Consider the following 14,802-nt stretch of genomic DNA (forward strand, 5'->3'; position numbering starts at 1 on the left):
GTGGACGCCGGCGCGTCAGACAGAGGAGGAATGGACAGGGAATGGCGCAGTCGACCGTGCTCAGCGGAGCCACCGTCTACGACGGCACAGGATCTGCTGGTCAGCCGTTGGACCTGCTCATCGCCGGTGACAGGATCGCTGCGATCTCACCTCCCGGGCGCTTCCGGGGAATGACGCATTCTGCTCGCACGATCGACGTCACAGGGCTGAGCATTGCGCCGGGATTCATCGATGTGCACAGCCATTCCGACAGCTCTCCGCTCATCGACCTGGACGACACCTCGAAGATCCTCCAGGGGGTCACCACCGAGGTCAACGGCAACTGCGGTTTCGGGCTCGCCCCGATCAACCCGGCGTTCGTCGACGACTTCACCACCCTGGCCCTCCGCATCTTCCCGCCGCTCGAGTTCGACTGGCGGAGTCTCGACGAACTGCACGAGCGCGCTGCGGCAACGGGATTCATCACCAACTTCGCCTTCCTCGCTGGGCACAACACGCTGCGTGTCGCCGCCATGGGATCCGACGAGCGCGCACCGACCCCAGCTGAGATGACGGTGATGAAAGACCAGCTCTATCGCGCGCTCGAAAGCGGCGCCGCCGGGCTCACCACAGGGCTCATCTATCCACCGGGAATCTTCAGCACAACCGAGGAGATCACCGAGCTCGCCTCCATCATGCCGGCGACAGCCGTGTATGCCAGCCATATGCGCAACGAATCGTCACGCGTCCGCGAGAGCATCGAGGAAACGGTGAACGTCGCCTCACACGCGGGTGTGCGCTGTCACGTCTCCCACCTCAAGGTTGCGGGCCGGCGCCTGTGGGGGCAGATGGGCGAGATCATCGAGACCCTCGACAGCCATCGCACCACAGGCCTCAGCGTCACCCACGATGTCTACCCCTACACCGCCTCCTCGACGATGCTGACAGCTGTGCTTCCACCATGGGCCCACGACGGCGGAGCTCCGGCGCTGCTGCAGCGACTCGCCTCACCGAGTGAGCGCGCCCGGATGGCGCAGGACATCGCCGAACCGTCCGGGAGCTTCGAAAGCCACGTGCGCTCGACGGGCTGGGAGAACATCGTCATCGCCAGCACCGCCAGCCACCGATACGAAGGGCTGTCCTTAGCCGCGCTCGGCGCCCAGCAGGACAGACATCCACTCGACGCCGTCGCCGAGCTGCTCATCGACGAACAGCTCAAAGCGACGATGATCATCCACGGGATCGGCGAGGAAGACGTGCAGACTGCGCTGCGCAGCCCGTACACCGCGATCGGCTCCGACGGCCTGCCGGTGGGAACAGGCGGCAAACCGCATCCGCGAGGCTACGGAACCTTTGCACGCATGCTCGATGTCTACGTGCGCCGCGAGAAGCTGATGCGCATCGAGGAGGCGATCCGGCGGATGACCTCGCTGGCCGCAGACATCTTCTCCCTGCCTGAGCGCGGCCGCATCGCGGCAGGCAGCAGTGCCGACCTCGTCATCTTCGACGCCGAGGGCCTCAACGACCATGCGACCTTCGATGACCCGATGCGCTCACCGTCGGGAATTCACGCTGTGTGGGTCGGAGGCGAACAGGTGGTGAAGAACGGCGCTTACCTCGGTCGGCGAAACGGCACTCTGCTCAGCGCCCGCCACTGAAATGGAGAATGCCGGTTGATCTTAGAATCCAGATCAACACCATCTGATCTGGATTTCTTGATCATGCTGGTATGATCTGATTTATCCGATCAATTCGGTGCGACAGTCGGAGGTGCCCATGGACCGCTGGTCGAAGATCATCGCCCCAGAGGACCTGGGGGAGACGATCCAAGCTGCGCGGATGGACAGAGGTTGGTCCCAGCGGGACCTCGCACGGATCTCAGGGATCGCGCAGAGCGCCATCTCCGACATGGAATCCGGCAAGCACACTCTCTACGCCGAACGGCTGTTCGCCCTGCTTGAGGAGTGCGGCGTCACCCTGCGTGCAGAATGGACGACCGACGATGCGCCTGGCAGTTGAGCTCTACGGCGTGATCGTCGGTCATATCGATGCGCAGGGGCCGCAGGACTTCGATTTCACGGCGAGCACAGAAGCCATCAGCCGCTTCGGCATCAACAGCGATGTGCTCTCAGTCGCCGTTCCGCTGACCGATCGACCGCCGCGTCACCACGCCGGCAGGCGGCGGAACTTCTTCAATGAGCTGCTGCCCGAAGGTGACATCCTGACCTGGATGCTTGAGCGCAGCGGCCTCCGCAGAGGCGATACGCCGGCGTTCCTCGCCCGTTACGGTCGGGACATCGCAGGGGCCGTGCAGATCTGGGATGCTGACGATCCCAGTGAACCGCCGACGCCCGAAGCCAGTCCCGTGAGCGACCGCGAGATCCGGTCACTGCTCGAAAGCCCGATGGCCGACCCGCTCGCGAACCGACGACGGTCGGGGAGGACCTCGCTGGCCGGTGTGCAGCCGAAGATCGTCCTGGCTCAGCGAGACGGCCGCTGGCATCGCGTCGCAGGAGGCTATCCTTCAACGCACATCATCAAGCCGAGCCTCTCGGCGCACCCGACGGTCATCGGTGATGAGGAATACGGCTGGCGTCTCGCCCGCGCCCTCGGTCTGGCGGACTATCGAGTCGAGCTGACCGCGTTCGCAGAGCTGCCAGCGCTCGTCATCGAGCGCTTCGATCGAGGCGCTCAGGGTGAGCGACTCCACCAGGAGGACTTCAATCAGGCACTGGGAGCCGCCGGTGATGAGAAATACCAGGAGGTCGGCGGAGCAGTGACGCTCAGACGGATCGCTGAGACCGTCCGCCGCCGCTGCCCGAGGCCAGAGCTCATCCAGCTGGCCCGCCAGGTCGTGCTGTGCTGCGCGATCGGCAACCTCGACATGCACGCGAAGAACCTCGGCCTCATGCATCTGCCAGACCAGAAGACGCTGCTGGCTCCCGCCTACGACATGGTGCCCATGGCTCAGCATCGCGATGCCGATGGCCGGCTGGCGCTGACCGTTGACCGGCACTACCGGCTGGCCGACGTCAGCCACAGCAGCCTCGTCAGCGAAGTCGCATCATGGAAGCTCAGCGATGCCGAACAGATCGTCACCGAGGCCCTCGAAGAGATCCGCACAGCCGTCGGGGCGGAGACACCCGACCCCTCAGCCTCACCTGACCTGCAGGAGTCGATCGGGCAGCGCACTCAGCGGCTGCTCGAGCACTGACCCTGTGCGCTCGGCCGCCTCAGTGCTCGCCGACGAGCGGGTCGCGCAGCACCGGCTGCTGGAGCGCCGCCGTCGCGGCAGGAGACGCGCCACCGCCGCCGAAGGTCGGCTCGCGCAGCGCCATCTGACGGCGCAGCTCCTTGGCCTTGAGGCGCTGCTCGGCCGACTCGACATCATCCGAGGTGGGCCGCTGCGGCACCCGGGCCGCCGCCTCGGCGCCGGCCGCAGCCCAGGCATCTGCCTCACGCATGGCGATCTCACGCAGCTCACCACGCGTCAGCGTCCCGGTCGTGCGCCCGCCGACGGCCAGCCGGCCGAGGTCGACGAGCCTGGTCGTCGGCAGACGCATGTAATGATCGATGATCGCCTCGAACTCCAGCTGCTCGCGCAGGTCGAGCTCGGGACGCCTCGGCATCGCCTGCGGAAATCCGTCATGGGCAGCGGCCGCATAGGGTCCGTATTCGCCGATCGCCGTCTCGTCTTCGAACAGCGGCTCCTCGTGCCACGCCAGCCACCAGGCCTGCGCGAACACGAGCAGCAGATCGGCTTGAGTCTTCGTCACACCCGGCTGCAGGAACTTCAGCCAGGCGAGCACTTCACGTGCGGTGCGCATGGCACAGCTCCTCTCGCCGGCGAGCTCTCCATTGATGTCTCGCCTGGTACCACCTTAACCGTCCTGACCAGCCTGTCGATCACCAAAATCGCATCATCGGCTGTGACTTTCGTCCAAGGCCACCTGCCGCACGAGCAGCACAGCACCGTCATGGAGCCGCTGAGGCTCACTGCAACCTTCGTGCAGGTCTACCCCAAAGGTGCAGTGCCGAATCTATTGACGCAGACATCCCGTCTTGCTTCCATGAATATGTGAGCTGTTCGGCCATCCCCTCCACCTCAGCTGAACGCCACCGCCCCGATCATCCCTCGAACACCCCATCCAAGGAGAGATCCTCATGCGTCACCCACGCACCATCCCCACCCTCGTCGTCGCCGGCACCCTGGCTGTCGGCAGCCTGCTCGGCACCGCAGCCGCCGTCCTCCCAACCGCTGGCGAAGCCCCCGCCTCGGCGGCGGTCGCCACCCACGCCGAGACCCAGGCCGGTGAGAAGGTCCTCGACTACCGCTGGGAGCCGCAGGACAACTACTACAATTGCGGGCCGTTTGCCATGCGGATCGCGCTCTCGGCCTTCGGCCACGATGTCCCGGCCAACGACCTGGCCGCCCAGGCCGGCACGACGACTGCCGGCACGAACTTCGGCGCCATCGAACAGGTGATGAACGCCCGCCTGAACACGACGTTCTACGAGACCAAGGGGATCAGCGAGGAACCCACCCAGGAGCAGAAGGACCTGTTCTGGCACGACGTGCAGTACGACATTGACCGCGGCCACCCGATCATCGTCGACATCATGACCGGCCCCGGCGCCTCCCCGGACTGGTACCCCAAAGACCAGGGCCTCATCTACCACTTCTTCACCGTCGTCGGCTACAACGCCGACACCCGCGAAGTGAAGATCGCCGACCCGGCGAACTTCGGCGGCGTCGGCGAGTACTGGTTGCCGGCCGACCAGGTCGCGCTCATGGCGGGCGGCCGCGGATACACCGGCTGACCCCTCTGACACCGCGCCCGAGGCGGTGGCTGGCACCTGTGCCGGCCACCGCCTTTCGCTATGGTCGGCACATGGACATCCAGCGCGCACTCAGGCTCAGGTGGCGAACCTGGGTGGTGCTCGGCTGCGCAGTCGCTGTCTACGCGCTGTTCGTCATCCGCCCGTGGACCGAGGAGCCGGCGGCCGGGTGGGAGTTGCTCGTGCAGATCGCCGCAGTGCTCACCGCCGGGCTGTCGCTGTTCGGACTGTTCGTACCCGCCGCGCCCCGACGCATGGCCGGCCGCGAGGAACCCGCCAGTGAGTCGTGAGTGCTCAGCTGGGAGGGAGTGATGCTGCCGCATCGATGGCAGTGAGGACGTAGGACCACTCGATCCGCTCCTGCTCCAAACGCGGGAAGTCGCTGGCATGCAGCTGCGCTGCCATCTCGCGCTCGCCGGCAGTGAGGGTCTCCAGATGTTCTGGGGCAACCCGCAGCGGAGCCGGCTCTGTTCCGGCCAGATGCCGGAAATCGTTAAGCGTGCGGCTGTCCATGAGCACCGATTTGGTGTGCTGGCAGTGGGTGCGGAATCGATTGAGGATCCCGAATCCGTGCGTGTCGATGTCACCCCAGTAGAGGACACGCGCACCGGCCAGCCACGGCAGCCGGGCAGCCACTGAAGCGGAGTAGCCGGGGTTGAACACGACCACCGCATCTCCCCACCGGCCGTCTGCTGGCAGCGCGAGGAACGATGCGAGGTTCTCCGTCACAATGACGAGTTTCGGGCGCACCGGCAGCTGTGCGATCTCAGACGCAGGAGCTTCGACATCGCGCAGACCCGCCAATAGGTGCGATCGGCTGTCGTAACCGCCGAGGAGCCGCACGCGTATGCGCGGTTCGGCCGTGCGAAAGCCCAAACTGCTTTCACCGGTGAGCGAGGTGATGATCGGGGAAACGATGCCCCGATGTGTCTCCAGCCATTTCGAGTCGATGCCGATGATCGGCAGCTCGCGGATGAACAGTCCCGAGCGGGGATTCTCCCGCAGCCAGGTGAGCACAGCCAGCAGGCGTTCATGGTCGTCGGCGTTGAGTTCGGCAGCGGCTCCGAGGACGCGGCGCAGCACAGGAAGAGGCACCGTGTCCTGCGCCCACTGCACAAGCATGCCGGCGGCACTGGTGAGCCGGCGCCATTCCCGCAGCTGACCTGTCCAGGCGGCGACCGCCTGAGGCGAGGTGAGCCGCAGGCGAACCGGCAGCCGCTGCCGCCCCCAGGTGCGCCATCGCCGGCTTGCCCACTCGAGGTGCGCACGCTCCGGCAGCTGCGCGCCAGCTGTCTCCCACGCACGGATCCACGACATCACGGCATCGAGTTTCGCGGTGGTCTGCGGCTCCGCCGGGGGCTTGAGCGGCAGGGAGACGTCGGCTTCCGCCATACCGAGCGCCCACGCGCGCTTGTGCAGCCGGAACTTCGCAGCCACTGCCTCGCGCGCCTGGCCGGGTGAGACCATGCTGCGCGCCTCGCTGGACCGGCGGCGCACACTCACGCCGGCTCCCCGCTTTGCTCCCATTGCAGAGCAGCCAGACGCGAGTCACGGTTGTCGCTGATGTCGATCTTGACGGCCGCCCCCACATAGTCTTCGAGGATCGGCAGCAGCTTTTTGGGTGTGGCGAGGATGAGCTGGAAACCGAAGGCCACGAAAGTCTCTAGGGCCATCCGGGCGAAGGTCTCATCGGCCTTGTCGAATGCTTCGTCGAGCATGACGGTGCTGAATTCCGGCAGCTCTTCCGCGGAATCGGTCAGCTGATAGCGCAGGGCAGCGGCCAGGCAGAACACGACGAGCTTCTGGCGCTGTCCGCCGGAAAGTCCGGTGGAGGATTCGTAGGCCCGGATCGGCTCGCCGTCCGCATCAGTCTCCAGGCCGATGAAGCTGACGTGCCGACGGGTGTCGAGGCAGGCGGTGCGCCACCTCCGGTCAGCTGGTTCAGCTGAGCCGAGGCGGCCGATGACCTTCCTGATGAGCGCGAACTTCTCTTCTGCGGCCTCCGGTGTCAGGGATGTCATCGCATCGGCGGTGATCTCGCGCAGCTCTGCGAGGAATGTCTGGACCTCCGCGCTGCGGCGCTCCTTCGGTTTGATCCTCAGGTACCTGCCGCGGTCGAACTGGCTGCCTCTCAGCGACAGGTTCACCTGGTGGGTGCGCTCCTTGACTTCGTTGAAGGCGCGGCTGATCTGCGCGTTCAGCGTGCCGATATTGCGGGTCGACTGGGTGCGCAGCATCTCCAGGAAGCGCTTCTCATGTGCAGGCAGCCCGTCGCTGTGCAGAGTCGTGCGCAGCCGACGGTATTCGTCCCGGTCGCGGACCGAGCGCTCGACGTCAGCGCTGAATGCCGGCCACTGGCTGAGAAAGGAGTGGGTGCGGCGTTCGAAGTCGGCCTCTGCGCGGTGCTGCTGCTTCTGGACCTCATCACGGTCTTCGCGTAGCTGCCGTTCGATCGTGTTCTTCACTGTGGCGATGTCATCGACGCTCAGCCGGCGCCGGTGCTCGTGAAACCGGGAGCGCAGGGTATCCTCCACAGCTGCATCCGGCTCGGGTCCGTCATCGGCCTCCTCTGCCCGGGCAACGGCCTCATCGAGGCGCGTGAGCACGCTTCTGAGCTCGATCACGTCGGTCTGCGCAGCGTTTTCGGCTTCCCGGGCAGTCTCACGTGCGGCGGTCGCGGTGCTGACGAGCTCCCGCGCTGCCTGCAGATCGGTGTTGCTGCGGGTCATGTGCTCAAGGCGCCGTTCGGCGGCAGCGACCGCAGCCTGTGCTGCCTGAGCGTCGAGCTCCGACCACGGCGTATCAGCAAGCTCATCGAGGATGCTGCGCCTGGTGGCATCGGCATTGCGCTGGTCGATGGCCCAGATGAGCCGGTCCTTGGTCTCCGCGACTGTCTTCTGCTCGGCGCTGATGGCTTCGAGCAGCTCCGTGACCTTCTCGACGGTGCTGAAGCCCATCACCCAACGGCTGCGGTCGCCGACCCGTGTGCGGTCGTCCTTTTCGAACCGGTCTCCCGGCCGTCTGACCTGTCCGGCACGAGTGAGTCCTCGCTCCACCTGCGCCAATTCGGCAGGCTCATCGACACAGGTGAAGTCGAATCGGGTGGACAGCGTGTGATTCATCCACGCAGCGAACGGCGAATCATGTAGGACGTCGACCTTGTGCACGAGGGACCGGGAGTCGCTGATCGCTGGGGGAGCAGGACTGGAGCTGTGGACAGCCTGCACAACGATCCGCACTCCGAAGTGCATGGAGTCGAGCGTCTGGGCAACCTGCTCGGCGTAGCGGAAGTCGACGAGCATCGTGCGTGAGAGTGAACCGAGCAGCCTTTCGATCGCACCCCGCCAGTCGGCATCCTCACCGCGCACCTCCATCAGCTCACCGCAGAACGGCAGTGCCTGATAGCTGAGGTCCAGCTGCTGAGCCAGCAGCTTCCGGGCGTTCAGCAGCGGCCTGTCGAGGTTGGACTTCTCTGCTCTGGCGGCCTCGAGGTCGCTTGTGAGCGCCGCCAACCGCTCCGTTGCCTGCCGGTGCCGTTCGGCGGCTTCGTGCTCGGCGGTCTGGATGCGGCTGCGATCAGCTTCCTCAGCTGGGTCGGTCCGCTGTTCGAGCAGTTCGTCGAACTCTTCGGCCGTCTGCGGCAGGGTGGTGACTCCGGCGCGCTGGAGTCGCTGGGTCAGTGAGGTGCGGCGCCGGTCGACATCGTCCTGGCGGTGCCTGGCCGCTGTCAGCAGGTCCGCGAGCCGGGCGAGTTCACCGCCGCCGGCCTCTCGCAGCGCAGCATGAGCCAGATCCGCATCGCGGGTCGCCTCCTCGACATCCGCGCGTGCCTTCGCGAGGGCGGCCTCGGCGCCTGACAGACGCCGACGCACCCTCCTGCGCTCCTGTGTGGCGAGTTCACGCGTCAGAGCGCCGGCCACCTGGTCGAGCCCGGCGAGCAGCGAGCTGATTTCAGTGTTGCGGGCCGTCGCCTCGTCGTAGGCATCTGCGTCAGCGCAGATCTCCACCAGCGCCTGCAGCTGCAGGCGTGCGGTGACGACGCTTTCGTGCGCGTCGGACAGCTGCGTGAACTGTTCGACGGCGCGATCGGCGGTCGCGAAGGTCGAGGGCTCGCCAAGCATGTACATCCGGAACAGGTCGTCAAGGCTGCCGAGGTTCTTCGCTGCGACCGTGCGGTGGAGCAGATTCATCGCCGCGTCCGAGGCGATGCCGAGCGCAGTGCGGTACCGCGACTGGAATACGGAGTGCTTGTCGGTGACGAACGCGGACGTGAAATCCTTCTTCAGCTTCCGCACCGCCACCGCACCGGTCAGATAGCTGCTGAAGTCCGGCAGCACAGCATCGGAGCGGGTGAGGACGCAGATCTCCTTGACGTCACTGGCCGTCATCTGACCGGCGTTGAGTTTGAAGAGCTTGATGAGCAGGACCGGTTCCGCTCCCGGCCGGTCGAAGCGCAGGAGGACACCGGAGAAGGTCGCGGCGGTGCGCAAGTAGGTTGTGCGGATCTCATCGACCTCATCAGCTTCGGCTGCGCCGTAGGCGCCCCGCATATAGCTGACAATCGTGCGGTCGGAGGAGCGCACGGACTGATCCTGCGCGGCGGCGTTGTAGCGGAGCTTCGCCCGAGGCGTGAGCACAGTGGAGATCGCATCGAGAAGCGAGGACTTGCCGGAGCCCGAATCGCCGGTGAAGACGAGGCCCGAGGGCGGAACGTCGACGGAATGGTGGCCGGAGAAGGTGCCCCAGTTGATCACCTCCAGTCGGCTGAGACGCCATTGGCGGCGTGCCGGCGCTGCCAGCGCCGGCACCGGGACCGGTGGCTGCTCCGGCAGATCGAAGAGCGCATCACTGCTCATGACTCATCACCGCCCTCATCACCGTCCTCATCCGCGGTGCCGTCAGGCTTTGACGGGCTTTCGTCGAGGATCCGCTGGTACTCCGCAGCCAGGGCATGGATCTGCTCGGAACCGAAGATCAGGCGCAGCACCGGTGAGATCTCATAGCGTCCTTCGGTCTTCGTGCCCTGCAGAATGCCGTACTGGATGAGCTTCTTGAACGACGCGTTGAAGCGCTTGGCGAAAATGACGTCGTCGAGGTCCTGTTTGGCGGCGAAAACGCTGAGCGCCTCGCGCATCTCGTCTTCGCCAATAATCGCCCGCATCCCGCGGTCGACGCGCAGGAGCTCATGGCGCAGCTGCAACACCAGAGCGGAGTCCAGCAACGTCAGCTGGTGAGTGCGCACCACCGCGGGTGCTTCTGCTTCCGGAGCGCTGACATTGCGTACGAACGCGATCCCGCTCTCCTCATCGACGATGAGCTCCAAGAACATATCGGCCAGTCGCGAGCGCAGCACCCTCTCACCATTGAGGGTCGCCCGCCACAGCGCCGGGTGGGACTGGCTGGACACGTAGGGCCCCTGCACGAGCTTCACGAGTGCGCGCCGGGCATCGGCGCTCAGAGTTCCAGAGTCGTACTCCCAGAGCTGGTCCGGGTTCGCTTCCGGCTCCCGGACCGGCGCCTCGGGAACGGCAGGTGCGTCACGACTGGCATCAGGGCTGGGCATGCGTTCCTTCAGGTTTGCGATGGATACGTCTGACGGCGGGGATCGGCTCAGTGAAGCGGTAGCAGAGCGCTTCAGCGCTGCGTTCGGCACCAGAGACCGACACCCAGCGTAGCGTCTCACGCTCATCGGGTTCGGTGCTGCCGTAGCGCAGCGCAAGATCCATGAGTCCGATGACACTGCCGAGCCCCTGCGTGGCCGGACGGAACCCGAGCACATCGCCGATTCCGATTCCCGGCAGATCCTCCTGGGCAGAAGGCAGCTGACCCGCCCGGTGAGCGAATAGTGCGGCGTTGACGTTCTCAGCAAGCTCCTTCATATCGATATCGGCTTCCCTCGCGAGGGAGCGCAGTGCGGCTGCATCGAGGGTTCCCGTGTTGTGTGACTCGACTTCATCCTCGACGCGAGCCAGAGCCGGATCATGCAGGCGCAAGGAGCCGACGGAGCGCAGCTCGACAGACGGCCGGGCAATCGCGACGCTCAGTCGTTCGTACACCGGCACCTCGGCGGCGACCTGCACCGCCAAGGACCGTGCGGATCGGATGGCCGCTGCAACGCTGCGGTCTTCGGCGAATTCGCTCGATTGCACGAAACGGCGCAGCGACCGCGTCAGGTTCGTCATGACATCATCGACTTCTGCCGCACGGTCCTGAAGCATCGGGACGAGCCGGCGCAGGAACGTCACGGTCGGAGGGTCGAGGCGATCGACAAAGTCCCGGTCCAGCAATTCAGTGATGTTCGTTTCGAACTCCAAGCCCGCTTCAGTGTCGAGAAGCATCGAAGCGAAACCGTCGAACGACCGACCAGCCTCGGATTCAGCGAGATGGTCGACACCGCGCCACACGTCGGACAGCACCGTTCCTCGGTGGCCGGCTTCCTCCACGAGCTGGGTGCGCAGCGAACGATTGATGCTTTCCAGTTCGGAGCGCACGCGAGCGAAGTCAGTCGGCAGCTCGGAAGCCAGCTGGGAGATGTCGCGTGCCGATTCGGAAGCAGCCGCCGCGCCAGCCGGCAGCGCCTCTCCTGATCGGACGGCGTCAATCTCAGCGTCGATGCGCTCACGCTCAGCTTCGAGTGCAGCGACGCGCCGTTCGACATCGGGGTCGGTGTCGCGCACGAGTTGGCGGAGCCGATTCTGGATCGTCGCCAGCCGGGACTGCGTTACCGAGGTGCGGTCCGAATCGAGCCGGTCGACGAACTGCAGGGCGATGTGCCCAGCTGGAGACAGCTCGAAGGTCTCCTCGCGACTGGTCTCGACGCTGCGGCGGATGAGGATTCCGTCGCGCCGCCACTGCTCGCAGTAGCTGCGGGCCGTGCCCATCACGGTATGACCCTGATATCTCAGGGCATCGAGGTCGGCATCGATGAGGTCGAACAGGTCACTGGCAGCCATCCGTATCGTGCTGCCGGTCAGGTGCGTGCGCAGAATCGGAGCGGCGAACCAGACATTGTCGCTGCGTAGGAAAGACCAGGTGGGGTCCTCTGCTATCAGGCGGCGGTTCGCCTGCGCCTCTGCCAGCACGCTCATGGCATCCATCGTAAAGCGATGTCAATCGTGCTGACGGCGGGAGTAGATTGCCGGTCTTCAGCGCCCGGGCGCATCACCCCTCCAGGTGTTCGAAGGCCCTCTGGTAGAACCACTCGACGTGCGCGGTGACCGCGTCCGCGGCAGCCTGCGGGTCGCTGCCAGCCACAGCAGCGAGGATCTGCCTGTGCTGCTCCTGCAGGCGCAGCCTGACCTGCGGCCAGTCGGCCAGCAGCCGCACCCCTTCCTGCACATAGCCGACGGTCGCCTGGCGCAGTGAGCCGAGAATCGTCGTCGTCACCTCATTGCCGCCCAGTGAGGTGATCGCCAGGTGGAACTGTGCATCGAGTTCGTGGAACGTCTCATCGGGCAGGTCCGGGTCATCGAGCGCAGCGAGGATCTCAGCGGCACGGGCAAGAGTCTGTCCCGCCTCGGGATCGGAAGCGATGTCACGCCGGGCGGCAGCGGCAGCGGCGTCGGCTTCGAGCAGCCGGCGCACCGCGACGACGTCGACGACCGGCAGGAAGCTCGACACCAGGTGCATCCGCAGCCCCCAGCCAAGGGCGGCCGAGGGTTCGGAGATGACGATCGCCCCAGCGCTCGGGCCTGAGCCGACCCCCGGACGCACGAGCCCGAGGGCGTCGAGGATGCGGATCGCCTCGCGCACGGAGTTGCGGGAGATACCGAACTCCTCGGCCAGCGCCCGCTCCGAGGGCAACCGGTCGCCGATGCGCAGCTGCCCTGAGCGCAGCCGGTCTTCGACAGCGTCGAGGATGGCGGCATAGGACTTCGCGGGCGCACGGCGTTCGGGGCCCATCTGGTGAATGCTCAGGGAAGCATCCACGCGAGCACATTCGACTGCAGGAACACGAGGCTGCAGATGATGAACAGCAGCCCGATGCTCCACGGGATGACCTTCTTGAAGATCTCGGACTCCTTGCCCTCCATCTGCACCGCCGTCGCTGCGATGGCCAGGGACTGCGGGGAGACCATCTTGCCTACGACCCCGCCCGAGGTGTTGGCAGCCAGCAGCAGCTTCGGGTCGATCCCGGCGTTGGTCGCTGCGGTGTGCTGCAGGTTGGAGAACAGCGCGTTGGCGGAGGTGTCTGAACCGGTGACGGCGGTGCCGAGCCAACCGAGGATCGGGGAGAGGAAGGCGAAGATCGCGCCCAGCGACGCGAGGTAGGCGCCGATCGAGACGGTCTGGCCGGAGAAGTTCATGACATAGGCCAGAGCCAGCACGGCCGCGATCGTCAGTGCCGCCCACCGCATCCGCCAGGCGCAGGTGCCGATGAGCCCGAGTGCTGCACCCATCCCGAGGCGATAGCGGCCGTGTTCGCTGAAGATCGTGTAGATCGCCGCGACGACGAGCCCGGTGATGAGCAGGATGGTGCCCGGTGAGGACAGCCAGGCGAGCTTGTAGGTGGTGGACGCGACGACCGAGCCGTCGGCGGTGAGCAGGTGCTCGGACAGCCCCGGCCACGGGATCTCCAAGGTGGTGGACGCCAGGGTGGCCGGGACGTCGATGCCGAGCTTCCACATGTTCGCCACGGCGAAGAAGGCGACGACGAGCAGGTAGGGCAGCAGGGCCATCCACACGCGCACCGGCTTGAGCTCGGCGGTGCTCACCGGCGCGGTGACGCCGAGGCGCTCGCGCACCTCTGCGGTGCCGCGTGGGGTCCAGACCTTGAGGAACAGCACTGCGGCTCCGAGCGAGGCGAGGCAGGCGACGATGTCGGTCATCTCGTAGGAGAAGTGGGTCGCCGACCACCACTGCGCGATGCCGAAGGACAGGCCGATGACGAGCGCTGCCGGCCAGGCGTCCTTGATGCCGCGCAGTCCGTCGAGGACGAAGAGCAGCACGAAGGGCACGATCCAGGCGACGAACGGAGCCTGCACACCGACGATTGCACCGATCGCTGCCGGGTCCTCACCGGTCAGGGAGCCTGCGGTGGTGATCGGAATAGCGAGTGCACCGAAGGCCACCGGCGCGGTGTTGGCCAGCAGCACGGCGATGGCCGCGCGCAGCGGAGCCACGCCGAGGGCCATCACCATCGTGGCGGTGATTGCGACCGGGGCGCCGAAGCCGGCGAGGGCTTCGAGCAGGCCGCCGAAGCAGAAGGCGATGAGGATCGCCTGGATGCGCAGGTCGCCGCCGCCGATGCGGTCGAAGAGCAGACGCAGGTCCTCGAAGCGGCCGGACGCGACGGTCAGCTCGTAGAACCACAGTGCCATGACGATGATCCACACGATCGGGAACAGCCCGAAGGCTGCGCCCTGTGTTGCGGACAGGGCCGCCAGTCCGAGCGGCATCTTGAAGCCGAGCCAGGCGACGAGCAGTGCCGCGGTCAGCGCGGCCAGCGCCGAGGTGTGGGCGCGGGCTTTGACGCCGAGCAGCATGGCGAAGAAGGTCGCAAGCGGGATGAGGGCGACAAGGGCGGACAGAGCCAGTGACCCTCCGACGGCGTCGGTGGCTGCGGTGAAGTTCTCCACGGGGGCTCCTTGAGACGGGAGTGCGCTCGGTTGCGGGCGCGGCCAGTGAGGTGCGTTCAGCAGTGAACGTGGTCCATGCCGGTGCTGTGTGCTACATTACAATATGTGGTGGGACCACAGCTTACACGCGTTCGAGGCGAGTACAAATCCGTGTCAGCCTGAAGGCGTACGATGGCACACAGCAGCACCTCATCAGAGCCGCTCCCGGCGCCGACCTCGCTCCGGAACCATGAGCGTGCTGCCGCCGAGCTCCCGTCGGCAGGCGGGACGCCAGAGGGGAGTAGACAATGACATCGGCCACCCGGCCCAGCCCGCCCGGTGCTGCACCGTCAGCCCAGGCCCCGACACGGGCGCAGACCCCAGCACCTGCGCAGGCCGCAATACGGGCGCCGGCCGCAACACCGGC

Annotated in this window: 12 protein-coding genes; 5 read left to right on the forward strand and 7 right to left on the reverse strand. The window is 66.2% G+C overall.

What is annotated here, in order from left to right:
* The first annotated feature begins 41 nt into the window (after window positions 1–41).
* The 3 genes from ACFFN1_RS08505 to ACFFN1_RS08515 all read left to right on the forward strand — a co-directional run bounded on the left by ACFFN1_RS08505 (window position 42) and on the right by ACFFN1_RS08515 (window position 3,193).
* Window positions 42–1,637: an N-acyl-D-amino-acid deacylase family protein gene (locus ACFFN1_RS08505; protein WP_376840255.1), complete on the forward strand. Its 1,596-nt coding sequence runs from the start codon at window positions 42–44 to the stop codon at window positions 1,635–1,637.
* A gap of 118 nt (window positions 1,638–1,755) precedes the next feature.
* Window positions 1,756–1,998, forward strand: coding sequence for a helix-turn-helix domain-containing protein (locus ACFFN1_RS08510; RefSeq protein WP_376840256.1), 243 nt, complete (start codon window positions 1,756–1,758; stop codon window positions 1,996–1,998).
* A complete protein-coding gene (locus ACFFN1_RS08515; protein WP_376840257.1) occupies window positions 1,982–3,193 on the forward strand; it encodes a type II toxin-antitoxin system HipA family toxin in 1,212 nt (403 codons plus the stop codon). The genes ACFFN1_RS08510 and ACFFN1_RS08515 overlap by 17 nt, the downstream gene beginning before the upstream one ends.
* Before the next feature lie 19 nt (window positions 3,194–3,212).
* Here the strand turns inward: ACFFN1_RS08515 and ACFFN1_RS08520 are convergent, their stop codons facing one another.
* Window positions 3,213–3,806, reverse strand: a complete 594-nt coding sequence (locus tag ACFFN1_RS08520; protein ID WP_376840258.1) for a Panacea domain-containing protein — start codon at window positions 3,804–3,806, stop codon at window positions 3,213–3,215.
* 337 nt (window positions 3,807–4,143) lie between these two features.
* Here ACFFN1_RS08520 and ACFFN1_RS08525 point away from each other — a divergent pair, with 337 nt between their 5' ends.
* Both ACFFN1_RS08525 and ACFFN1_RS08530 read left to right on the forward strand, forming a co-directional pair.
* A complete protein-coding gene (locus tag ACFFN1_RS08525) occupies window positions 4,144–4,800 on the forward strand; it encodes a C39 family peptidase (protein WP_376840259.1) in 657 nt (218 codons plus the stop codon).
* Window positions 4,801–4,871: 71 nt separating this feature from the next.
* Window positions 4,872–5,108 carry a hypothetical protein gene (locus ACFFN1_RS08530; protein WP_376840260.1) on the forward strand — a complete coding sequence of 79 codons (237 nt, stop codon included), beginning with the start codon at window positions 4,872–4,874 and terminating at the stop codon, window positions 5,106–5,108.
* 4 nt (window positions 5,109–5,112) lie between these two features.
* On the opposite strand, the gene ACFFN1_RS08535 is transcribed toward ACFFN1_RS08530, so the two are convergent.
* From ACFFN1_RS08535 to ACFFN1_RS08560, 6 genes are all read right to left on the reverse strand, one after another.
* Complete coding sequence (locus ACFFN1_RS08535) at window positions 5,113–6,321, reverse strand: Wadjet anti-phage system protein JetD domain-containing protein (protein ID WP_376840261.1); 1,209 nt, start codon at window positions 6,319–6,321, stop codon at window positions 5,113–5,115.
* Complete coding sequence (locus tag ACFFN1_RS08540; protein ID WP_376840262.1) at window positions 6,318–9,674, reverse strand: ATP-binding protein; 3,357 nt, start codon at window positions 9,672–9,674, stop codon at window positions 6,318–6,320. Before ACFFN1_RS08540 ends, ACFFN1_RS08535 begins: the two co-directional genes overlap by 4 nt.
* Window positions 9,671–10,381, reverse strand: a complete 711-nt coding sequence (locus ACFFN1_RS08545; protein WP_376840263.1) for a DUF4194 domain-containing protein — start codon at window positions 10,379–10,381, stop codon at window positions 9,671–9,673. Before ACFFN1_RS08545 ends, ACFFN1_RS08540 begins: the two co-directional genes overlap by 4 nt.
* Complete coding sequence (locus ACFFN1_RS08550) at window positions 10,368–11,906, reverse strand: DUF3375 domain-containing protein (RefSeq protein WP_376840264.1); 1,539 nt, start codon at window positions 11,904–11,906, stop codon at window positions 10,368–10,370. Before ACFFN1_RS08550 ends, ACFFN1_RS08545 begins: the two co-directional genes overlap by 14 nt.
* A 73-nt stretch (window positions 11,907–11,979) precedes the next feature.
* The gene (locus ACFFN1_RS08555; RefSeq protein ID WP_376840265.1) at window positions 11,980–12,747 is read right to left on the reverse strand and encodes a FadR/GntR family transcriptional regulator; all 768 of its coding nucleotides are present in this window, start codon (window positions 12,745–12,747) and stop codon (window positions 11,980–11,982) included.
* Window positions 12,732–14,396 carry an L-lactate permease gene (locus tag ACFFN1_RS08560; RefSeq protein ID WP_376840266.1) on the reverse strand — a complete coding sequence of 555 codons (1,665 nt, stop codon included), beginning with the start codon at window positions 14,394–14,396 and terminating at the stop codon, window positions 12,732–12,734. Before ACFFN1_RS08560 ends, ACFFN1_RS08555 begins: the two co-directional genes overlap by 16 nt.
* Window positions 14,397–14,802: the final 406 nt, after the last annotated feature.

Source organism: Brevibacterium otitidis (genome assembly GCF_042429315.1).
Taxonomy (GTDB): Bacteria; Actinomycetota; Actinomycetes; order Actinomycetales; family Brevibacteriaceae; genus Brevibacterium; species Brevibacterium otitidis.